Annotated in this window: 19 protein-coding genes; 11 read left to right on the top strand and 8 right to left on the bottom strand. The window is 57.1% G+C overall.

Features of this window, described 5'->3' with window-relative positions; all coding sequences use genetic code 11:
• Window positions 1–7: 7 nt before the first annotated feature.
• The 4 genes from BY454_RS11470 to acuR all read right to left on the bottom strand — a co-directional run bounded on the left by BY454_RS11470 (window position 8) and on the right by acuR (window position 4,231).
• Window positions 8–952, bottom strand: coding sequence for an AraC family transcriptional regulator (locus BY454_RS11470; protein ID WP_104416551.1), 945 nt, complete (start codon window positions 950–952; stop codon window positions 8–10).
• A gap of 222 nt (window positions 953–1,174) precedes the next feature.
• Window positions 1,175–2,395 (bottom strand): MFS transporter, encoded by a 1,221-nt coding sequence (locus BY454_RS11465; RefSeq protein ID WP_104416550.1) that lies wholly within the window; start codon window positions 2,393–2,395, stop codon window positions 1,175–1,177.
• Window positions 2,396–2,526: 131 nt separating this feature from the next.
• Window positions 2,527–3,510 carry an acrylyl-CoA reductase (NADPH) gene (acuI, locus tag BY454_RS11460; protein ID WP_104416549.1) on the bottom strand — a complete coding sequence of 328 codons (984 nt, stop codon included), beginning with the start codon at window positions 3,508–3,510 and terminating at the stop codon, window positions 2,527–2,529.
• 49 nt (window positions 3,511–3,559) lie between these two features.
• Complete coding sequence (acuR, locus tag BY454_RS11455; RefSeq protein ID WP_104416548.1) at window positions 3,560–4,231, bottom strand: acrylate utilization transcriptional regulator AcuR; 672 nt, start codon at window positions 4,229–4,231, stop codon at window positions 3,560–3,562.
• Window positions 4,232–4,358: 127 nt separating this feature from the next.
• On the opposite strand from acuR, the gene BY454_RS11450 reads away from it, so the two are divergent.
• From BY454_RS11450 to BY454_RS11415, 8 genes are all read left to right on the top strand, one after another.
• Window positions 4,359–5,414 (top strand): NAD(P)-dependent alcohol dehydrogenase, encoded by a 1,056-nt coding sequence (locus tag BY454_RS11450; RefSeq protein WP_104416547.1) that lies wholly within the window; start codon window positions 4,359–4,361, stop codon window positions 5,412–5,414.
• 134 nt (window positions 5,415–5,548) lie between these two features.
• Window positions 5,549–6,520: a beta-ketoacyl-ACP synthase III gene (locus BY454_RS11445; protein WP_104416546.1), complete on the top strand. Its 972-nt coding sequence runs from the start codon at window positions 5,549–5,551 to the stop codon at window positions 6,518–6,520.
• 109 nt (window positions 6,521–6,629) lie between these two features.
• On the top strand, window positions 6,630–7,634 hold the full coding sequence (cysP, locus tag BY454_RS11440; RefSeq protein ID WP_104416545.1) for a thiosulfate ABC transporter substrate-binding protein CysP: 1,005 nt from the start codon (window positions 6,630–6,632) through the stop codon (window positions 7,632–7,634).
• A gap of 9 nt (window positions 7,635–7,643) precedes the next feature.
• Entirely contained in the window at window positions 7,644–8,519 is an 876-nt protein-coding gene (gene cysT, locus BY454_RS11435) for a sulfate/thiosulfate ABC transporter permease CysT (RefSeq protein ID WP_104416544.1), read from the top strand.
• On the top strand, window positions 8,520–9,377 hold the full coding sequence (gene cysW / locus BY454_RS11430; RefSeq protein ID WP_104416543.1) for a sulfate ABC transporter permease subunit CysW: 858 nt from the start codon (window positions 8,520–8,522) through the stop codon (window positions 9,375–9,377). It abuts the gene before it with no gap.
• 2 nt (window positions 9,378–9,379) lie between these two features.
• Complete coding sequence (locus tag BY454_RS11425) at window positions 9,380–10,498, top strand: sulfate/molybdate ABC transporter ATP-binding protein (RefSeq protein ID WP_104416542.1); 1,119 nt, start codon at window positions 9,380–9,382, stop codon at window positions 10,496–10,498.
• 168 nt (window positions 10,499–10,666) lie between these two features.
• Window positions 10,667–11,350 (top strand): FadR/GntR family transcriptional regulator, encoded by a 684-nt coding sequence (locus BY454_RS11420; protein ID WP_104416541.1) that lies wholly within the window; start codon window positions 10,667–10,669, stop codon window positions 11,348–11,350.
• Window positions 11,347–12,357 (top strand): bile acid:sodium symporter family protein, encoded by a 1,011-nt coding sequence (locus BY454_RS11415; RefSeq protein WP_104416540.1) that lies wholly within the window; start codon window positions 11,347–11,349, stop codon window positions 12,355–12,357. Before BY454_RS11420 ends, BY454_RS11415 begins: the two co-directional genes overlap by 4 nt.
• Here BY454_RS11415 and BY454_RS11410 read toward each other — a convergent pair.
• Window positions 12,322–12,984 carry a molecular chaperone DnaJ gene (locus BY454_RS11410; RefSeq protein WP_104416539.1) on the bottom strand — a complete coding sequence of 221 codons (663 nt, stop codon included), beginning with the start codon at window positions 12,982–12,984 and terminating at the stop codon, window positions 12,322–12,324. The genes BY454_RS11415 and BY454_RS11410 overlap by 36 nt on opposite strands.
• Window positions 12,985–13,125: 141 nt before the next feature.
• On the opposite strand from BY454_RS11410, the gene BY454_RS11405 reads away from it, so the two are divergent.
• The 3 genes from BY454_RS11405 to BY454_RS11395 are packed head-to-tail and all read left to right on the top strand — an operon-like array spanning window position 13,126 to window position 17,809.
• Window positions 13,126–15,306, top strand: coding sequence for a TonB-dependent receptor plug domain-containing protein (locus tag BY454_RS11405; RefSeq protein ID WP_104416538.1), 2,181 nt, complete (start codon window positions 13,126–13,128; stop codon window positions 15,304–15,306).
• Between the two features lie 44 nt (window positions 15,307–15,350).
• Window positions 15,351–16,325: an ABC transporter substrate-binding protein gene (locus BY454_RS11400; protein WP_258075635.1), complete on the top strand. Its 975-nt coding sequence runs from the start codon at window positions 15,351–15,353 to the stop codon at window positions 16,323–16,325.
• On the top strand, window positions 16,322–17,809 hold the full coding sequence (locus BY454_RS11395; protein WP_104416537.1) for a sensor histidine kinase: 1,488 nt from the start codon (window positions 16,322–16,324) through the stop codon (window positions 17,807–17,809). Before BY454_RS11400 ends, BY454_RS11395 begins: the two co-directional genes overlap by 4 nt.
• Window positions 17,810–17,867: 58 nt before the next feature.
• Here BY454_RS11395 and gorA read toward each other — a convergent pair whose 3' ends face one another.
• From gorA to gspL, 3 genes are all read right to left on the bottom strand, one after another.
• The gene (gorA, locus tag BY454_RS11390) at window positions 17,868–19,229 is read right to left on the bottom strand and encodes a glutathione-disulfide reductase (protein WP_104416536.1); all 1,362 of its coding nucleotides are present in this window, start codon (window positions 19,227–19,229) and stop codon (window positions 17,868–17,870) included.
• 63 nt (window positions 19,230–19,292) lie between these two features.
• Window positions 19,293–19,826 (bottom strand): type II secretion system protein GspM, encoded by a 534-nt coding sequence (gene gspM / locus BY454_RS11385; RefSeq protein ID WP_104416535.1) that lies wholly within the window; start codon window positions 19,824–19,826, stop codon window positions 19,293–19,295.
• 1 nt (window position 19,827) lies between these two features.
• The gene (gspL, locus tag BY454_RS11380; protein ID WP_104416534.1) at window positions 19,828–21,147 is read right to left on the bottom strand and encodes a type II secretion system protein GspL; all 1,320 of its coding nucleotides are present in this window, start codon (window positions 21,145–21,147) and stop codon (window positions 19,828–19,830) included.
• Window positions 21,148–21,149 lie beyond the last annotated feature (2 nt).

Raw genomic sequence — 21,149 nt, 5'->3', positions numbered from 1 at the left:
GAAATGCTCAGCCGGCGGCGCTTTGAACCAGCCGCCGGATATCCCTCACCGGGGGCAAGCCGAACAGGCGGCTGTACTCCCGACTGAATTGGGACGGGCTCTCATAACCAACCTCGAAGGCTGCACGGGAAGCATCCAGGTGATCGGCCAGCATCAGCCGGCGAGCCTCACTCAGGCGAATTTTCTTTTGGAACTGCAACGGGCTCATGGCCGTCATAGAACGGAAATGGTTATGAAACGATGAGACGCTCATTCCCGCCTGCCTTGCCAGGGTCTCCACCTTCACCGGCTTGCTGAAATTTTCTTTTAGCCAGTCAATGGAGCGAGCCACCTGGTAACTGTGATTGCCGCTGGAGGTAATCTGTCGCAGTCTTGCACCCTGGTCACTTTGCAATAAGCGATAGAAGATTTCCTGCTGGATCAGCGGCGCGAGGGCCGGAATGTCCTCCGGATGCTCAAGAAGATCGAGCAAACGACTGAAAGCATCCTGCAAACGCTCATTCACCTCGCCAACGGCAATGCCCAACCTGTCCGCCGAGCGTTTATCGTCCGGCGACGGATATTCCACCATCAACTGGGCGATCACCCTAAGGTCCATTTCCATGGTTAAACCGACATAGGGTCGTTCCGGGCGGGCCTCAATGATTTGGCTGACCACCGGCAGATCCACCGAGGTGATTAGGAAGTGGTCGGCGTCATAAACGTAAACCTCTTCACCCAGGAAAACACGCTTCCTGCCCTGTCCGATCAGGCAAATACTGGGAGCCAGCATATAGCTGGTGGGCTCGGTGGGGCTCTCCCAGCGATGAAGACTGAGCCCGCGGATGGGCGTGTCCAGCCTGTTTTTCTGCCCGGTCAGGTTCACAAGACGTTCAGCAAGCCCGGATGCCACTGGTGTATTGCCGGGTGTCGTTTCTGTGTGCTCGAAACAGTTGTTGGAATGACTGTCCATCGACTTTCTTACCTCGCTAAAGGCTTCTGCTTCTTTGTCGAGTGGCAGAAGTTCCGGGGATACCGCAGGAAGCTGATCCGGTTTAATGCAGCGTTCCTAGAACACATCACTGGCAAGTCGAGCCGTGAGGACTGAACCAAATAAAAAACTCTGGAAGACCTCACAGTCTCCCAGAATCCGGGTATAACGGGAAGTATTCCGGCTGTGTGCCGGGCTTCTTTGTCAGGCGTTTTGCACTTTGGCTTCCGCCTTCGTCTCACTGATGGGCCAATGCAGGGCCATGGCCACCAGGCTGAGACCCACGGCAAGCCACCAGACGATATTGTAGTTGCCGGTCAGTTCATACAGTACGCCACCCAGCCAAACGCCCGAGAAGCTGCCCACCTGATGTCCCAGGTAGACCACGCCATAGAAAGTCGCCATGTAGCGGGTGCCGAACATGGTAGACACCAACCCACTGGTCGGCGGCACCGTGGCCAGCCACAACACCCCCATCACGCAACTGAACAGGATGACAGACACCTGGGTCAGTGGCAGGACCAGGAACAGCGTGATCAGAAGCGCACGGGCGCCATAGATGGCGATCAATACATTGCGAAGCCCGAAACGTCCGGACAACACACCGGACAGGAGCGAGCCTGCAATATTGAACAGGCCAATCAGGCTGATGGACCAGGCGGCCACGCTGGTACTGAAACCGGCTTCGGTCAGGAATGGTGGCAGGTGCACGGTGATAAACGCCACGTGAAAACCACAAACAAAAAAGCCCAGGATCAGGAGCCAGTAGGGCCTGTGCCCACGGGCGATGCGCACGATTTCGGAAAAGGACGGTTCGTTTTGATCATGGTGGGCGGCAGCGTGTCCATCATGCCCCCGGGGCCGGGCCAGCGGCATGGCCAGTAATGCCATTACGAGCGCCATTCCTGCCATGGCCTGCAGCGCAACGTTCCAACCCAGCGATTCCACTAACTGGCCAATAACCGGCACCAGCAAAAACTGACCGGCGGAAGCCGCAGCGGTGCCAATGCCCAAGACCAGTTGGCGCTGCTCGGGTGCCACCGCTTGTGCCATGGCAGGCAGCACGATACCAAACGAGGTACCGGCAACGCCGGCGCCGATCAACACGCCCAGGCCTGCGTTCAGGCTCCAGACATCGGTGACATTCACGGTCATCAGGATGCCGCCGGCATAAAGCGCAGCACCGGCCACCAGCACCTTGGTGGTACCAAAACGGTCTGCCAGACCACCAGCAACCACCGCAACCACACCCCACGCGAGGTTCTGGATGGCCAGCGCCAGGCCCAGGATATCGCGCCCCCAATCGTTGAACTCGCCAATCGGCTCCACAAACAGCCCAAAACTGGAGCGCAAGCCGAAAGACAGCATCAGCATCAGACAGCCGCTGATGATGAGAAAGAGTGAGGATAAGGGAAGACGGCTCATTGGGTGGTCTCCAGGGTGGGGCTAACAGTACTGAGTGATCAAAAACGGTGTGCAGAAGAACAGAAAAAACTCCGGAAGGCCATGAGGGCCTTCCAGAGTCGGGCTATTACCGGAAGTTCTGCGGTTCTTTCTTACCGGTTCACATCGACAATGATGCGGCCGCGAACCTTGCCTTCCAGCAGCTCCTCGGCTTTAGAGATAGCATCGCCCAGGCCGATTTCATGGCCGATTTCGCCCAGCTTGTCCACGTCCAGGTTGGTACCCAGGCGCTTCCAGGCTTCCAGGCGGTCTTCACGCGGACACATCACGCTGTCGATACCGGCCAGGGTGACACCACGCAGGATGAACGGTGCCACGGTTGCCGGGAAGTTCATGCCAGCGGCCAGGCCACAGGCAGTAACTACGCCGCGATACTTCATGGTGGAACAGATGTTGGCCAGCACGTTATCACCGGCAACATCCACGGCGCCTGCCCAGCGGGATTTACCCAGCGGCTTGGCTTTCTCGGAGAATTCCGCGCGGTCCAGGATGTCCTTGGCGCCAAGCTGCTTGAGGTAGTCGGCATCGTCCGGGCGTCCGGTTACCGCCACCACATCGTAGCCAAGCTTGGACAGCACGGAGATGGCGACACTGCCAACGCCCCCGTTGGCGCCGGTCACGACAATTTCACCGTCTTCCGGCTTTACGCCGTGCTTTTCCAGGGCCAGAACACATAGCATGGCGGTGTAACCGGCGGTACCAATGGCCATGGCCTGCTCCGGTGAGAACTGCTCCGGCAGCGGGATCAGCCAGTCGCCGTTTACCCGGGCTTTCTGGGCCAGGCCACCCCAATGGCCTTCACCGACACCCCAGCCGTTCAGGACGACCTTGTCGCCAACCTTGTGTTCCGGGTGGGAGCTTTCTTCCACTTCACCCACGAAGTCGATGCCAGGCACCATGGGGAACTGTTTAACCACCGGGCCTTTACCGGTAATGGCAAGCGCGTCTTTGTAGTTCAGGGTTGAGTGGCTGATGCGAACCGTCACATTGCCTTCGGGTAACTGGGCCTCGTCGAGTTCTTTCAGGCCGGCCCGATAGCCGTTGTCGTCTTTCTCGATCAAAATGCCTTTGAACATGACTTCACCTCCTAAATTAGACTGGTCGTCTATTTATGGTTAAAAAATTTTATTTCGTCGGCAGTCCGGCGAAATAGTACTTCGCGAACACCATCAATGGTGTGGATTCCTGCTCAAGCTTGGCCCTCAAAACAGCGCCTTCCCAACCAATCCAGAAGAAGCTGGCCAATTGTTCCGTATCGGCAGCCTCGGACAACTCACCGTAACGCTGGGCTTCCATCAGGCATGCCTTGAACCGGTTTTCCCAGTCCTCGAACGTTTCCTTGAGTCTGGACCGGAAACTTTCCGGCAAAACGGCCATTTCCTGGCCCAGGTTGCCAATCAGGCAGCCCCGACGGAAATCGTAACGGGCCATGCCTTCGGCCGCGTCATCCACGAACGCCCTTACCCGGTCCAATGGCGCCAGCTCGGTGTTGAGAAAGTGCTGGTCCAGCTTGTGGGCGAAAAAGCGGGTGTAGCGATCAATCAGGGCAAGGCCGAAAGCCTCTTTGCTCTTAAAGTAGTGATAGAAAGACCCTTTTGGAACCCCTACCCGGCGAAGGATCTGATCGATGCCAACCGACGAGAAACCCTTCTCCGTCAACACTTCCAGCCCGGCGCGCAAAAGCAGTTCACGGGTCTCGGTGAGATCTTCCCTCTTCCTGGGCGGTCGTCCCCGCCGGCGTGGGGCTTGTTGGTCCGCTTGTTCAGCGCGGTTTGCTGTTTGCTCTGCTGTGTTCATGGAAAATATTTTAGACCGGTCGTCTCTACAATTCAAGGAGCGCTATATACGTAGCCTGCGTGATCTTGTTAGTCTGCTAAACGTATACCGAAGGGCATTTCACACCAATCGTTGAGGAGTGAACAACATGGCAAATACCAAAGCTTATGCCGCAACCAGCCCATCTTCCGGCCTGGGCCCCTATGCCTTTGACCGCCGGGAGCTGCGCGCTGACGACGTGGCGATTGACATCGATTACTGCGGCGTCTGCCACACGGACATCCATTTCGTGGAAAACGACTGGGGCGTTACCGAATATCCTGTAGTGCCGGGGCACGAAATTGTAGGCCGTGTGACCGCGGTCGGGCCCGAGGTAAAAGATTACAAAGTTGGCGACCTGGTTGGCGTGGGTTGCATGGTCGATAGCTGTCGCACCTGCTCTGCCTGCGAAGCTGGCCTGGAACAATACTGCCTTGAGGGCATGACAGGCACCTATAACGGTGAAGATCGCCACGACGGCAGCATCACCTTCGGTGGCTACTCCACCTCTGTCGTTGTCAGTGATCGGTTTGTGGTCCGTATTCCGGAGAACCTGGACCCGGCCACCGCGGCGCCCATTCTCTGCGCTGGCATTACCACGTATTCACCTTTGCGCCACTATGGCGTGAGTAAGGGTCATAAGGTTGGCGTAATTGGCATGGGCGGCCTGGGCCACATGGGCGTAAAGTTCGCCAAGGCACTGGGGGCGGAAGTCACCATCTTCACTCGCTCCGAGAGCAAGGTTGCTGAAGCCAAAAAACAGGGCGCCGACCATGTAGTCATTTCCACGGACGAAAAACAGATGGAAGCCGTGGCAGAATCATTTGACTTCATGTTGGATACGGTGCCGGTACAGCACGACCTGAATCCTTACCTGAATTGCCTCAAGTTTGATGGCACCCATATTCTGGTTGGGCTTCTGGAGCCGATTGAGCCAGCACTGCAGGCTGGCCAACTGGTGTTCAAGCGTCGCGTTCTGGCAGGCTCGCTTATCGGAGGTATGCCGGAAACCCAGGAGGTGCTGAATTTCTGCGCTGAGCATGGCATCACCTGCGATATTGAGATGCTGGACATGAAGAACATCAACGAAGCCTACGAACGGATGAAGAGAGGCGATGTGAAATACCGGTTTGTGATCGATATGAACACGCTCAAGGAGAGCTAAAGAAGCAAACCGGGCTGGCCGGCACAGTGGCACAGACTGTGCCGGCCAGACTATGACAAACCGCTAATTACTCTGAACGCTGGAAAGGGTTACTATCGGGTTTTCTTTACCTTATCGAACACTGGAAACGACGCATGACTTTTGCACGCATTGCCGGTACCGGCTCTTACCTGCCAGACAACATCGTCACCAATCTCGATCTCGAAAAGCGGGTGGACACCTCTGATCAATGGATTCGTGAGCGAACCGGTATTGAGCAGCGTCACATTGCCCTTCCAGGCCAGAGCACCGTGGATCTGGCTGAGCAAGCCTCGCTCCGCGCCCTGGAGGCTGCGGGTATTGAGGCGAACGACATTGACCTGATTGTCTTTGCCACCACCACGCCCGATAAGGTTTTCCCCAGCAGCGCCTGCTTGCTGCAGTCGCGACTGGGTATCCAGAATGGCTGCCCCGCCTTTGATGTCCAGGCCGTATGTTCTGGCTTTGTTTATGCACTGACCACCGCCGAAAAGTTCATCACTTCCGGTTCCAGCAAGAAAGCACTGGTCATCGGCGCTGAAGTGTTCTCCCGTCTGCTGGACTGGGAAGATCGCGGTACTTGCGTGCTGTTTGGCGACGGCGCCGGTGCCGTTGTGCTTGAGGCCAGCGAGGAAACCGGCATTCTCTCGACTCACCTGCATGCCGATGGTCGCTACGAAAAGCTGCTGCATGTGCCCTGTGGCGTTGCCAATGAGTTTGATGCGGTTAAAGCCGGCACGGCTTTTGTAGAGATGAAAGGCAACGAAGTCTTCAAGATGGCAGTGAACACCCTCGGTCGCATCGTGGATGAAACCCTGGAAGCCAACCAGATGCAGAAGTCCGATGTTGACTGGCTGGTTCCCCATCAGGCCAACCTGCGCATCATTGCCGCAACGGCGAAAAAGCTGCACATGCCCATGGACCAGGTGGTGGTGACCGTGAACAAGCACGGCAACACCTCCGCAGCCTCTATTCCCCTGGCGCTGGACGAGGCGGTTCGCGATGGCCGTATCCAGCGGAACCAGACCGTGCTGCTGGAAGCATTCGGCGGTGGCTTTACCTGGGGTTCTGCACTGCTGCGCTACTAATGCATATTCCCTTTAGTTCGGATAATATTTATTTTTAATATTTTTCGTTCTTAACCCTCTCTGATACATTGCTCCTCAGATTTCAATCACCGATTTCTGAGGAGCAATCATGAAACACTTGCTGAAAGGCATTGCACTGGGCGCCGCCCTGCTCTCCGCTCAACCCGCATTCTCGGCAGACCGTGAGCTGCTCAATACCTCCTACGACATTGCCCGTGAACTGTTCGCTGCCTATAACGAAGAGTTCAAGGACCATTGGCTTGAAAAAACCGGTGAAACCGTCGAGATCAAACAGTCTCACGCCGGTTCCTCCAAGCAGGCGCAAGCCATCATTCAGGGCCTGAAGGCCGATGTGGCCACCTTCAACCAGGTAACTGACATCAACATCCTGCACGAACGCGGCAACCTGATCCCGGAGAACTGGGCCGACCGCCTGCCGAACAACAGCTCGCCGTACTATTCCACCATGGCTTTCCTGGTGCGGGAAGGTAACCCCAAGAACATCCAGAACTGGGACGACCTGGTTCGCGAAGACGTGGACCTGGTGATGCCGAACCCGAAAACCTCCGGTAACGCCCGTTATACCTACCTGGCTGCCCTCGGTTATGCCCAGGAAACCTACGGCGATGACCAGGAGAAAATCGACCAGTTCATGTCGGAGCTGCTCGGCAACGTGAAGGTTTTCGACAGCGGCGGCCGCGGCGCCACCACTACCTTTGTTGAGCGTGGCATTGGCGACGTACTGCTGACTTTCGAATCTGAAGTGCTGAACATTGCCGACCGCTTCGAGAATGGCGAATACGTGCCGGTAACACCGGAAGTGAGCTTCCTGGCCGAATTCCCGGTGACCTGGATTGACGAGTACGTCGAGCAGAACGGCACCGAAGCCCTGGCCAAGGAATACCTGAAGCACCTCTATTCCGAGGATGCCCAGCGCCTGCTGGCGGGCTTCAACTACCGGGTACACAACGAAACCGTGAAGCAGGAAAACGCGGATCGCTTCCCGGAACTGAAGCTCAAGTCCATCGATGAAATTGCCGGTGGCTGGGACAACGCCATGGAAACCCACTTCACCAGTGGCGGCAAACTCGACCAACTGCAGCGTCGGCGTTAAGAGGTCGCTATGTCCGCGCCTTCCCAGGCAGCAGGCGCCGCCCCCGTGCGGCGCTTTGCTGGTCGCAGTAAACGGGTATTGCCGGGGTTCGGTCTGAGCCTCGGCATTTCGCTGTTTTTCGTCAGTCTGGTGCTGCTGCTTCCCCTGACCGGCCTGGTCATGGAAACCGCCGGCATGACGTGGGATCAGTTCTGGTTCACCGTGACTGATCCCCGCGTTGTGGAATCCTACAAGGTCACCCTCTGGACTGCACTGGCGGCTTCCCTGTTCAACGGGGCCTTCGGCCTGCTACTGGCCTGGGTACTGGTGCGTTACGATTTTCCCGGCAAGCGCCTGGTGGACGCAGTGGTGGATCTTCCCTTCGCGCTGCCCACCGCCGTGGCCGGCATTACCCTGGCAACGTTGTTTGCCACCAACGGCTGGTATGGTCAGATGCTGGAGAAGATCGGCGTGGAAGTGGCATTTACCCCGCTGGGCATCGTAGTGGCCATGGCTTTCACCAGTATTCCCTTTGTGGTGCGCACGGTTCAGCCGGTATTGGAAGAGCTGTCGCCGGCCGATGAAGAAGCGGCGGTCAGCCTGGGCGCCTCCGACCTGAGGGTCTTCCGAAAAGTGATTTTCCCTTCGCTGTGGCCGGCGGTGGTGACCGGTATTGCCCTATCATTCACCCGCAGCCTGGGCGAATTTGGCGCCATCATTTTCATTGCCGGCAACACACCCTACGTCAGTGAAGTCACCAGTCTGATGATCTTCGTGCGTCTGCAGGAATACGACTACGCCGCGGCCAGTGCCATTGCGTCACTGATGCTGTTGGTCTCGCTGTGCCTGCTGTTTGCCATCCATCTCTGGCAAGGGCGCTATCTGCGCCGCCTGGAGGGCCGGTAAATGGCGGCGAAACACCATCGCGTGGGCGACCAGCCCTGGGTGCGACGCATCCTCGTCGGCCTGGCCCTGAGTATCACCGTGATCCTGCTGGTCATTCCCCTGGTCGTGATTTTCTACCAGGCCCTGAGTGCAGGCTGGAGCACCTTCACCAGTAACGTGCTGGACGAATACACCCTGCATGCCATCGGCCTGACCCTGTTTGTGGCGCTGCTGACCGTGCCCCTGAACCTGGTGTTCGGTACCGCGCTGGCCTGGTCGGTCACCCGTTTCCGGTTCCCGGGGCGTAAGCTTCTGACCACGCTGATCGACATTCCCTTTGCGGTATCGCCGGTCGTGGCCGGTCTCCTGTACCTGTTGCTGTATGGGCGCAATGGCTGGGTAGGCAGTTGGCTGGGCCAGTACGACATCCAGCTGATGTTCTCCTGGCCGGGCATTGTCATGGTTACCGTGTTTGTAACGTCGCCGTTCGTGGCCCGGGAACTGATTCCGCTGATGCAGCAGCAAGGCAGCGAAGAGGAAGAAGCCGGCGTGGTACTGGGTGCCTCGGGCTGGCGGGTCTTCCGCAAGATCACCCTGCCCAACATCAAATGGGCGTTGATCTACGGCGTAATCCTGACCAATGCCCGTGCGATGGGGGAATTCGGTGCCGTGTCCGTGGTTTCAGGAAATATTCGCGGTCAAACCAATACCTTACCACTGCATGTTGAACTGCTTTATCAGGATTACAACATTGTTGGAGCCTTTGCCGCCGCCTCACTACTGGCAGGCATAGCCATTCTTACGCTGATTGCCAAGGCCTTTGTTGAATGGCGGCAGTCACGACCAGAACAGCCGGCGCCCGAAAGAGGAGGTGTCTGAACATGAGCATTACCATTGAAAACATCAGCAAGCGTTTTGGCGGTTTTACCGCACTGGACAACGTCAGCCTGGACATTCCCGAGGGCAAGCTGACCGCCCTGCTTGGGCCTTCGGGCTCTGGCAAGACCACCCTCCTGCGCATCATCGCCGGCCTGGAATCCTCCGACGCCGGGCGCATCCTGTTCGGGGGCGACGATGTCAGTGACCTGCACGTGCGGGACCGCAATATTGGTTTTGTGTTCCAGCATTACGCGCTGTTCAAACACCTGACGGTCGCCGAGAACATCGCCTTTGGCCTGGAATCCCTGCCCCGCAAGCAGCGGCCGCCGAAAACCGAGATCCGCGAGCGGGTCAACAAACTGCTTGAGATGATCCAGCTGCCGGACCTGGCCAACCGTTACCCCACACAGCTCTCCGGCGGGCAAAAGCAACGTGTGGCGCTGGCGCGGGCCATGGCCACCAAACCGCGCATCCTGTTGCTGGACGAGCCATTCGGCGCGCTGGATGCCAAGGTACGCAAGGACCTGCGCCGCTGGTTGCGGGCGCTGCATGACGAATTCCATTTCACCAGCATCTTTGTCACCCACGACCAGGAAGAGGCGCTGGAGCTGTCAGACCAGGTCGTGGTGATGAGTCACGGCCAGGTGGAACAGGTGAATGAGCCTGCCGCCCTCTACGCCCGCCCGGAAAGCCGGTTTGTCTTTGACTTCCTCGGGCACGTTAACGTGCTTGAAGGTAATCTGAAAAACCAGAAACTGACCCAGGGCGACGCCTGGGTATCGCTGCCCAGTGTCCAGGGCGACCAGGAGGCACAGCTGTACATGCGTCCCCATGAAGTTCAGTTGGCGCGTTCACCGTCGGCTCACGCACGGCTGCCGCTGCGCATTGAGTCCGTGAGCCTGATCGGCTCCGAGGTGCGTATTGAGCTGCAGCCCGAAGGCTGGCATAGCAATGAGTTGTGGGAAATCGGCATGAGCCATAACGAGTTCGCCCGTCATGCCCCGGCGCGGGGTGACCTATGGTACGCGGTCCCCGACATTGGCCACTTGTTTACCAATGCCCAGAGCCAGCCGCGCACTGTGGACTGGCACTATCCGGCGACGGCCACCGCTCACCCCTGATACCGGATTCCCTCGAATCCGCCTTCTCGCCAGTGTCGCTGCCTGACCAGCCGCTGGCGTTTTTCATTCATAAAGTTACTCGGCATTCTCGTCATGGTTACCCCTCGTGGTTGTGCTTTTGATCTAAACATAGGATGATTGGGTGATATGTTTAAGGGATCAAAGGATATGCTGACAAAAATTCGAAAAGGCTCTCTGGTGGACACTGCCATCGAAAGCCTCCGCCATAACATTGAGAACGGCGAATGGCCTGTTGGCACTCGGCTGCCCGTGGAAGCAGAACTTTCAGAAGCGCTGGGCATCAGCCGAAACACCATCCGCGAAGCGGTTCGCGTGCTGGCCCATGTTGGTATGCTGGAAACCCGCCAGGGCGACGGTACCTACGTGCGAGCTAATCGCGATGCGGGCGAAACCCTACGACGTATTGCCCGTACCCGGCTGGCAGAACAGATCGAAGTGCGGATCATGCTGGAAACCGAGGCAGCGCGACTGGCCGCCGCCCGGCGAACAGACGCAGATCTCAAAATAATGACCACGGCACTGGACGACCGGGCCGGCGCAGGCACCGATATCGCCGAGCGCATTCGCCACGATGAGCGGTTTCACCATGCGCTGGTCAAGGCATCCCACAACACGGCACTGATCGAGCTTTACGACTACTTTGCCAATGCTGTGAGCCAGACCATCGAACAAACGGAAACCGACTCGGAGTTGCCGGAACCCAGCCAGGAAGATCATGAGCTACTGTTGGCGGCCATCCGCCGCAAGGATGCGGACAAAGCGGAATCCCTATCACGCGCCCTGCTCTCCCCCAGCCTCCAGGCTCTTCAGCTGCGGGGGGAATTGCCATGAAATTGCGGATAGATACCTTCACCCTGCTTTTGCTGGGCGCCATTGTCCTGGCCTCCTTCCTGCCAGTAACCGGTCAGGCGGCGGACATACTGGGCACCGTTGGTACCGTAGCCGTGGCTTTACTGTTTTTCTTTCATGGTGCGGCGCTGTCGCGGCAGCAGATCATCGCGGGCGCCACACACTGGCGGCTGCATATCCTGATTACGGCATTGACGTTTGTCTTCTTCCCGCTGATTGCATTACCCATTAACGGATTGAGCGACATTATCCCAAGCTGGATGCCGAAAGATCTGGGGCTGGGGTTTCTCTATCTGGGGGTACTGCCATCAGCAGTCTCATCGTCCATTGCCTACACCGCCATGGCAAAAGGCAATGTACCCGCCGCCATCTGCAGCGCAGCAGCTTCGAACGTGTTTGGCATGATGCTGACGCCTTTCCTGCTGCTGCTACTGGTTTCCACGTCGGGTGCAGGGGACTTTTCTGTCGCTGAGGCACTGAAGGATATTGTGCTCCAGCTGTTATTGCCTTTTGCGGTCGGGCACGCGCTAAGGCCATGGCTGGGGGGCATTCTGGCCCGAAATGAGTCTTTCATGGCACGTTATGACAAGAGCGTGATCTGGATTATCGTTTACTCGGCCTTTTCCCACTCAGTGGAAAGCGGGTTGTGGCAAAAGCTGCCCATCCAGGCCATCGTATTCACCATTGTGCTCTGTTTCGCACTGCTGGCACTGTTCATGTTCATTGCCCGGCTGATGGTGAGAAAGCTTGGCTTCAGCCTGGAAGACGAAGCCGCCGTGGTGTTCTGTGGTTCAAAGAAGAGTCTGGCATCAGGCCTGCCGATGGCCAAGGTGCTGTTCTCCGGGCACCCCGGCTTTGGCATGATCGTGCTGCCGATCATGTGCTACAACCAGATCCAGGTGATTGTCGGCGCCATCCTGGCGGAGCGTTACCGGATAAAAATCGAACAGGCGTCAGCCGCCGCTCATGCCCCCGAAGATCGAGGCTAATATCGCCAGACCCACGATCCAGCCAATCACAGCCGGCCAGAAGTTCATCATCTGGGGCGGCTGTTCGGGCGCCTCGTCATTGTCCTCGTTCTTGCCGACCCCGGGCTCCGGATAGTTTCTCGGGTCTGGCTGGTCCGGCACTGGCTGCCGGTTGGCCTCGCTGACACTGAACCAATCAAACCAGTCGCCCAGGAATTTTGCCACCGGCTGCGGGAAGCTGCCGTTCTCCGCCATCGGGCGCAGCTGTGGCTCAAGGGAACGGGCAATTTCCCGGCGAACCGGCAACTGATCAGCGGGCGGCTCACACAGGATTGCCTTCCAGATGCCTACATCCTGCTGGCGACGGTCATCGTTCAGCAATGCCCTGATCTGAATAACCACCTCACGGGCAATCTGGGCGTCATTGGCATCAAGGGAGTCGTCCACGGGCTCTGACCGGGGCACCTCCTCCGAATGCTCAGCAACTGGCTCTGACGTCGGCGGCACTTCTCCGGTTGCTTCCCGGAACGCACGATCCAGTGCTTGGGCGTCCTCCCCTGAGGCAAATTTCATTTGCCGATCATAGGCCTCGCGGATTCGGTCTCGATTGTTGGTTGGCTCGATCCCCAGAATTTCCCAGCAATTCATAAAATGGCCACTCCGATTCGGCATTTATCTATCGTTTATGGAGACAAATTAATCCGCGTCACTTAGGATGAACGCAAACAGCCAGCAATGGACTGCGGTTGGATTATAAAACGACAGGCGTGAATAATACGAATTGCACTCATGACAAAGCAGCCATCTCCTTTCGCCCAACCGATCGCCCGATACTTGCCCGGCATTTTTGTCAGCACCCTTGCCGCAGTTGTTGGCCCGGCTGCAGCTCAGGAAGCCCCGCCCGAGTTTGACACCAGCACGGTAAGTTTTGAAGAGCCAGTGCCGGAAGTATTGACCACGACCCGGCTGAGGCAACCGAAGACCCGCGTGCCCGGCAGCACAACGATTATCGAAGGCAGCCTGATCCGGGATCTAGGCATCAAGCATCTGTACGAGGTGTTCCGCCTGGTGCCTGGCATGACAGTGAACTTCGTGGGCAGCCATCAGCCTGTTGTGACCTATCACGGCACCAGTCATTACGAGCAACGCCGGATGCAGGTGCTTGTCGATGGCCGCACCGCCCACCGGGCCACCCTGTCGGACATGGACTGGGAAAGCATGCCGGTGCCTCTGGAGATGATCGAACGGATCGAGGTTGCGCGGGGGCCCAACTCCGCTGCTTATGGCATTAATGCTTTTCTGGGTACCATCAACATTATTACCCGCGATCCAGCTGACACCGATGGTGTTGAGGCATATGTCAGCCGCGGGTCTCGTGGTTATGAAAGAACCTTTGGGTCACTGGGCAATACAGGTGAAGTTGTCGACTGGCGACTTACCCTGGAAAACCGGCAGTTTGACGGCTTTGGCACCAAACGGGATGGCAATGAGTTCCACGATGGACACAATTTGAATTTCATTACGTGGGATTCGCGAGCCACGCTCAATGACCAGGCAAACCTGGAGTTTCGTACAGGGATGGCGGACGGCGTAAACCAGGAGGACCCAAGTAAAAACGGCGGTCTTACTCCCATTGAGAATCCTGACATTGAGCTGAGAGATTATTATCTTCAAAGCAGATTTAACTACCACTTTTCCGAAAACCATTTTTTTCATATTCAGGCTGCCATGGAAAACTTCCGCCGCGAGCAACGTTACCGAATTGTTGCACCCAGTGGTGTCGTTGACTGCCTGCTTCAAGGTACCCCTCTGTACGCCAGCCAGAATTGCTTTGAACCCTCTGGTAATCCCGGAGACCCTCCTGCGTTATTTACTGAGATAAACAGCGACTATGAAGACGCCCGGTTAGAGTTGGAAATTCAGGACACACTTCTCGTAAATCCAGCCCTAAAGCTGGTTGGAGGCGCAGGGTTTCGAAAGGACACTCTGCGCTCGGAGACCTACTTCAACGGGACGGTCGATAATTATCAGTCACGCTACTTCGGCAATATGGAATATAGCCCCTGGAACTGGCTGACACTGAATGTCGGCGGCAACTGGGAGCGCACCAGCACAACCGATGACAGCTATTTTTCTCCGCGAGTAGCGAGCAACTTTGTCTTTAATGACAGTCAGGCCCTGCGCTTTGTTTATTCGGAAGCCGTTCGAACTCCGGATCCCTTTGAGCAAGACCCGGATTACGGCTACACCCTCCGTAATGTGTCACCCGATGAGTTCTCTGAACTTGAGGGGTTTCGGCTTACAATGGCCGACATAAACCCTTACCCCGCCCAGACGACTCTGGGTGAGGATCTTGAGGAAGAGAACATTACGTCTTACGAAATCAGTTACTTCGGGCAATTCCAAATGGAAGAAGCCCTCCTTTATCTCGAGGTTCGGGGCTTTCGGGATGAACTGAGAGATATGATCGGCGGCGTCATCAAACTTCGGGATTGGACGCTGGCAAACAGCCTGTCCGCCAACCAGCAGGGATTTGAGATCGAGGCTATGCTTGAATACCCTGCAACCACCCTTCGTGCCAGCTATGCTTACCTTGATCAGGACACGTGGTACACGGGTGATCCTATTCTTGATGAAAATGGCAATGTGGATACCAAAGAACAAAAGGAACAGGCAGAACTGCTTGAGCGTATGTCCGTCACCCATTCCGGCAGTCTGGCTATTATCCGGGATCTACCGTGGACCATGAAAGCGTCAGCAGCCTATTATTGGGCTGATCAGTTTCAAAGGCTCAATGAGCAGTTTGAACGCATTGACGGGCGACTCAGCAAACAGTTCTTCGGCCCCAAGTACAATGCCGAGCTGGCACTTACCATTCAACATTATCTGAACAGGGACCCGGAAATGGGGCGTGATGACAACATCGATCACCACAACCAGTTCTTTGTAGAAGCTGCAGTGCGGTTCTAAAACCACGACCGTCACGGCAAAACGGAGCGTAAAACCAGGAAGGTATGAAAGCCACCCCAGATATTGATGCCTATAGGCAATTAGAGAGCAGCTTCGCCCGGTGGCGGGTCTGGCTGTGCTGCCTGCTTGTCCTGCTATGGCTGCCGGCACTGACTTTTGGCCAATCAGCCGGCGCGACTGACGTGTATGTGGCCGGCTCCGGCAACGACGCGCTGGATCAATATGTCATTCGACAGATAAAGCAAAGTGTTGGCCCGGCATTCAATCTCACGCCCCTCTCCAGCCGCAAAAACCTGCCCGGAAATCGTGCCCCAGTACTGGCTATCGGCCCCCAAGCTTTTTCCCGCGTACTCCAACAGGATGCGAAACAACCCGTACTGGCTTTACTGGTAAAGAAGTCGCTGGTCAAAGAATACGAGGAGAAACCGGGTAGCCAGATCGGCGCTGTTTATAAGGACGTGCCGTTAATTCGCCAGGCGTTGACGGGCAAGGCCATTCTCCCCCAGGCGACCCGAATCGCGATGTTGGCCACCACAGAATCGGCAGATCTGTACGAACCTCTTCTGGAACAGCTTGAGGCGTTCGGGCTGGAGGCACGGGTTTTCATCACAGACACCAATGAGCAACTGATTCCCACCCTTAACCGTGCGCTGAGTTATGGCGACTTTCTGTTGGCGGCCGACGACGAGGCCATTTACAACCCGAGAAATATCAAACACATCCTTCTGACTGCTTACCGGCGCAACAAGATACTGATTGGCCCCAACCAGAGTTACGTCAAAGCGGGCTCGCTGGCCTCAAGCTATGCGCCTTTCCCGGAAATGGCCAGACAGGCCGCCGAAGCCCTGATGGCCTACCGGGAAACCGGGCAGTTCCCGCCGCCCGGGTATCCGGATCAATACCGTGTGCAGGTCAATGAACAGGTGGCCCGATCGCTCAATATTCCGTTACCGGATCGGGATGATATCGCTGACACGGTTGATCAAATCCTGCTTGAGTCACGGGAGGGATCACAATGACTCCGGCAAAGAAAACCGGCTTATCGCTATCATCAAGACTGCTGTTGCTTGGCGCCTTACCAGCAGTGGTCATGTTTGTTGTCCTGATGGTCTTTTTTACCGTCGCGCGTCTGGACGATGCACGGGAAAATCTTGAGAAGAATAATCAATTGCTGGCTGACAGCCTTGCCCCGGCGCTGGAATACGCTGTTGTTTCCGGCAACAAGCGTGCGCTTGAGCAGGTGCTCCGACAATCGCTGTTACGGAGTGAAGCAAACTGGATCCGCGTTACCGATTTAACGGGAACAGAACTTGGGTTTGTCAGCCATGGCATCGACCGCCGGGCCATCAACGAGGGTGATTTCCGCGTTCATACTGCTGAAATTCTTCAGGAACCGGTCGAATTTGGAGGTGACCTGTTTGCCGGCGGTTGGAGCGGCAATGCCGGCGCCCTGCGTGTCGGCACCGTGGAAGTCGGCGTAAACCCCAATGTTCTCGAAAGCCGGGAGCAGGAAATCCTCTGGTCGTCCGTTATCGTCGGCGGTGTCGTGCTGGCCTTTACACTGGTGATCGTCAACCATTTCCTCCGAAACATACTTAGCCCGGTCCATAGCCTGGCCCGGCGTGTCGCCAATATAATTGAGGGTGACTACCAGAAGCACCGTGTGCCGGTTCAGGGCAATGCCAGTGAGCTTCTGGAAATCCACCAACAACTCAACGATCTGGCAACCCATTTGCGGGAACTTGAAACCAGCCGGGAAGAAACACTCAGGATTTCAGAAGAAGCCCGAAGCAAGGCGGAACACGCCAGCCAGGCAAAGTCTGAATTTCTCACCGCCATGAGCAACGAATTGCGCACGCCCCTCCACGGGGTGCTCGGTACCCTGAACCAGATGCGCGATGAACCCCTGTCGCTTCAACAGAGCGAATCGCTGGCGACGGTCCAGCGCTCAACCGAAGACCTGCTGACGGTGATTTCGGATGTGCTCGACTACGCGAGTATGGAAAATGGCTCTTTTGCTACTGATAAGCAGGAGTTTGACCTCCGGCCACTGGTCGAAAACTGTGCCGCCTCATTCCAGTTGGCAGCGGAGCAACAGGGGGCTAGCCTCGAACTGCAATTGCTGGGGGAGTGGTCTGATTCCGTGATGGTGATGGGCGATGCGCCCCGGGTACGGCAAATTCTGGCGGGACTTCTGGAAAATACCCTGATGTACTCAGACAGTGGTTTTGTCAGTCTCCGCAGTCACCTCCTGTCGCTGGAAGATCAGCGTGTCACACTCAACTGCACTGTGACGGACTCCGGAGGCGGCGCCATGGCGAACCAGTTAAACAGCGCCTTCGGGGGCATCGAACAGACCCCGCCCGGGGACATGGGGCTGCCCGTGGTCCAGCGGCTGGTGGAACTTATGGGCGGGTACATCAAGGTGGAGCATGAGGCCGGTCACAGCTCCTCTATCTGTTTTGAGCTGGTATTCGACCTGGCAACTGAACCATCCGGCTAAACCGGGAGAGTGTGATTCACTGCCATTAACCACATTCTCCCGCCCCACCCGGCTTCTGTCAGCTTACTGGCTCGCGCATGGTCACGAATTCTTCCGCTGAGGTGGGGTGAATACCCAGCGTCGCATCAAATTGTGCCTTGGTGGCCCCAGCTTTGATCGCCACCGCCAGCCCCTGGGTGATTTCGCCTGCGTCGGGCCCCACCATGTGAGCGCCAAGCACATGATCAGTGTTGGTATCCACCACAAGCTTCATCAGGCTTCGCTCATCGCGGCCACTGAGGGTGTATTTCATGGGCCGGAATTCCGAACGGTAAATCGTGACCTGGTGCCCCGCTTCCCTCGCCTCCTGCTCGGTTAACCCGACGGTGCCTATATTGGGCTGGCAGAACACGGCGGTGGGAATGGCAGCGTAGTCCATTTCGCCCTGTCCATCACCAAACAGGCGACGCGACAGGACCATGGCCTGGGCCAGTGCCACTGGCGTGAGTTGTGGAGTGCCAATCACGTCGCCCAGGGCATAAATGGAGGGAACTGTTGTCTGGAACCCATCGTTTACATGCACGTGTCCGGATGCCGTCAGGTCCACGCCCAAATCAGTGAGGCCAAGGCCATCCACCAGTGCCCGACGCCCTGTTGCCGCCATGATAAGCCCGGTTTCGAGAGTATCGCCGTTGCTTAGTCGGGCGCGGTAGGCGCCCTCATTCGCTTCTACCGCGTCGATGGTTACATTAAAGCGAAGATCGACGCCTTTTTTGCGCATTTCCTGCTCGGTAAAGCGGCGAATGTCGTCATCAAAACCCCGCAGGAACAGGTCGCCCCGGTATAACAGGGTGGTCTCTACGCCCAGCCCCGCCAGGATGCCGGCAAATTCGACAGCGATGTAACCCCCACCCCAGACCGTGGCGTGGCGAGGTAATTGGGGCAGGTAAAACATTTCGTTGGAGGTCAGCAGGTGTTCCTTACCGGGAACATCGGGAATCACCGGCCAGCTGCCGGTCGCCACGGTAATGTGTTGGCTAGAATAGCTCTGGCCCGCCACCTTGACAGTGTGCGGATCGGTCACGGTAGCTGTGCCTTCAATAATATCGACGCCGGCGTTGGTCAGAAGGCGACCGTATATGCCATTGAGGCGCTCAATTTCAGCGTTCTTGTTGGCAACCAGGGTAGGCCAGTCAAAGCTCACATCGTCAGTGGGGATCTGCCAGCCATAGCCGGCCGCGTCTTCCAGCTCTTCATGAACATGAGCTCCGTAGACAAACAGCTTTTTCGGAACACAGCCCACGTTCACACAGGTGCCGCCAAGATGCCGGGCTTCCACCACCGCCACTCTGGCGCCACGTTGGGCTGACATTCGGGCCAGTCGGACACCGCCGGAACCGGCACCTATAACTATCAGGTCGTAATCGTAACTGTCAGACACAGTAACTCCCACTCAGTTTGATCAATCTGGATTTTTGACAGGATATCCGGAGCTTATCGACATTCAAATAGTCAATGTCAATCGTACCGATATGATGCCGGGCGTTTCAGCACGATCCATGGAGGCTTGATCAATAATCACGCCGTGCCGGTTGGCCAGCCTTTCAAGCCAGCCCGCAACCCGGGTATAAGGAACAGAGTCCATCCACACCCGAACCGTGTTTTCATCACCGGGCTCGAAACGTTGCAGGGCCAGGTCGGCTTCATCGGCGGTGCGGGTAATGAGGGCCATCAACGCCCTGCCATCGACCGGTTTTTCAACGTTATTGCTACCCGCGGCGGCATTGCTCGCCGGGTTCAGGGCCTCAATCGCCTCCTGGTTTGATTGCATCCAGGCCAGCAATTCCTGGGCATTCTCGCGTTCGTTCAGTGTGCGTTCGTGAAAATCCGCAGCCGGACGCCAGACGATAAAATATAGCAGTGCGAGCAACAAGGCGACGGCAAGTACCAATAAAGCCTGGCGATCTCTAACAGGAAGGTGGTCATAGTAGGCAACTGCTTTACCAACCGCCGGTTGTCGCTTGATTCTTGACCACATGTTACTGACCTCCCGAGACCGTCAGGCGGCCACGTGCACCAGCGGGCTCGTTGACCACCGAGCCTATTTCCGCCTGCAGCCCTTCGTCGGTCAGACCATTGCGCAAACGGCTCAGTTGGTCGTAACTCTCGGCGCTTACGGCCACCACCAGCTCACCCCGGCCTCGGGCATAGTTGATTGAATCAAAGGAAACGGATTGGGTGTCGGGAAGAGCCGTATACTCGGCACCAGTAAACTTCAGGAGGGTAAGAAAATCCGTCTGGGGTCCAGCTGATTCCGCTGCCCGAAGCTGGCCCTGAAGCACCCTGCGAACATTTCCGGCATGAGTGCGGTTATCGTCGGGAAAGACTTGCCGGTACATGGCCATGGCCCGGTCCTGCAACTGTTCAGCCTGATGCTGTTGATACAGGCCAAAGCCGATTTCCAATGCCACCTGAAGGACAAACCAGAGTCCAGCCACGGCAATCAGGGGTTTCCAGGGCGATAGTGAATACTGCCCTTTTTCCTTGAGAGAGAACTCCCCCTGACAGAGATCGATCGGATCACAGAGTTGCTGGTGGTAAGACCAGGCCAGGAAACCGATCACTGACAGCTCCAGCGGTTCTTCCGATATCCGTAAACGGTCCGAGGCCTGGGTCAGTTGTTGGGTGACACCCTCCTCCTTCGCGTATCCCTCCGCCGGGTGAAAGATGCGAACGGGAACCTCGGCAGCCACATCATCGGGGCTTGGGTTAACCAGGTTCGCCGGAGGCTCTGCCATGGTAGCGGCAAACATGGGCAGGTTTTCCCGTCTCACCGCCAGCCATTCCCCACGGTCACTCCGCAGAAGCACCATGGCGCCATCCAGGCACAGTGTCCAACCGTTCTCCGTGGCCGGTAACAGGGTGGCATCGGCGTAAATAGCCGCGAGGGGCGCATGGTGCCAACCGGACAACAGGTGCTTCCAAACACTCATTTGTCCCTTATCGATGGCGGCTACCTGATACCCCTCTGCCGTGTGCCGACCCAGGGCGAAATGCAGGGTCTCGACGTCCTGGGCCACCTGCTCCTCCACCGCATACGGCAGGGCCTGGGCCACATAGCGGGCTTGTGTGGCGGGGATGTCAGCGGTGCAGAATACGGTGTCATCAGCGGGAATCAGTCCCAGCAGCTCGACATTGTCGAGCGAGTTCCGGGCCAGGGTTTGCTCAATGTCTTCACGCAGGTCGGAATCACCCTGTGCCTGGGCGTCACCGCCGGCGTCCTGCAGCACCCAGCTGAAACGCTGCTGGGCCGGTTCCGCAAACGGCGGCAGGGGGCGAACGAAAAGACGGTAAGACATGG

The organism is Marinobacter persicus (genome assembly GCF_002934325.1).
Lineage (GTDB): Bacteria > Pseudomonadota > Gammaproteobacteria > Pseudomonadales > Oleiphilaceae > Marinobacter > Marinobacter persicus_A.
This window is presented reverse-complemented; position numbering and strand designations above follow the sequence as displayed.

Coding starts and splice junctions, on each gene's coding strand:
- BY454_RS11470 (WP_104416551.1), bottom strand. CDS start 952: ATGGACAGTCATTCCAACAACTGTTTCGAGCACACAGAAACGACACCC.
- BY454_RS11465 (WP_104416550.1), bottom strand. CDS start 2,395: ATGAGCCGTCTTCCCTTATCCTCACTCTTTCTCATCATCAGCGGCTGT.
- acuI (WP_104416549.1), bottom strand. CDS start 3,510: ATGTTCAAAGGCATTTTGATCGAGAAAGACGACAACGGCTATCGGGCC.
- acuR (WP_104416548.1), bottom strand. CDS start 4,231: ATGAACACAGCAGAGCAAACAGCAAACCGCGCTGAACAAGCGGACCAA.
- BY454_RS11450 (WP_104416547.1), top strand. CDS start 4,359: ATGGCAAATACCAAAGCTTATGCCGCAACCAGCCCATCTTCCGGCCTG.
- BY454_RS11445 (WP_104416546.1), top strand. CDS start 5,549: ATGACTTTTGCACGCATTGCCGGTACCGGCTCTTACCTGCCAGACAAC.
- cysP (WP_104416545.1), top strand. CDS start 6,630: ATGAAACACTTGCTGAAAGGCATTGCACTGGGCGCCGCCCTGCTCTCC.
- cysT (WP_104416544.1), top strand. CDS start 7,644: ATGTCCGCGCCTTCCCAGGCAGCAGGCGCCGCCCCCGTGCGGCGCTTT.
- cysW (WP_104416543.1), top strand. CDS start 8,520: ATGGCGGCGAAACACCATCGCGTGGGCGACCAGCCCTGGGTGCGACGC.
- BY454_RS11425 (WP_104416542.1), top strand. CDS start 9,380: ATGAGCATTACCATTGAAAACATCAGCAAGCGTTTTGGCGGTTTTACC.
- BY454_RS11420 (WP_104416541.1), top strand. CDS start 10,667: ATGCTGACAAAAATTCGAAAAGGCTCTCTGGTGGACACTGCCATCGAA.
- BY454_RS11415 (WP_104416540.1), top strand. CDS start 11,347: ATGAAATTGCGGATAGATACCTTCACCCTGCTTTTGCTGGGCGCCATT.
- BY454_RS11410 (WP_104416539.1), bottom strand. CDS start 12,984: ATGAATTGCTGGGAAATTCTGGGGATCGAGCCAACCAACAATCGAGAC.
- BY454_RS11405 (WP_104416538.1), top strand. CDS start 13,126: ATGACAAAGCAGCCATCTCCTTTCGCCCAACCGATCGCCCGATACTTG.
- BY454_RS11400 (WP_258075635.1), top strand. CDS start 15,351: ATGAAAGCCACCCCAGATATTGATGCCTATAGGCAATTAGAGAGCAGC.
- BY454_RS11395 (WP_104416537.1), top strand. CDS start 16,322: ATGACTCCGGCAAAGAAAACCGGCTTATCGCTATCATCAAGACTGCTG.
- gspM (WP_104416535.1), bottom strand. CDS start 19,826: ATGTGGTCAAGAATCAAGCGACAACCGGCGGTTGGTAAAGCAGTTGCC.
- gspL (WP_104416534.1), bottom strand. CDS start 21,147: ATGTCTTACCGTCTTTTCGTTCGCCCCCTGCCGCCGTTTGCGGAACCG.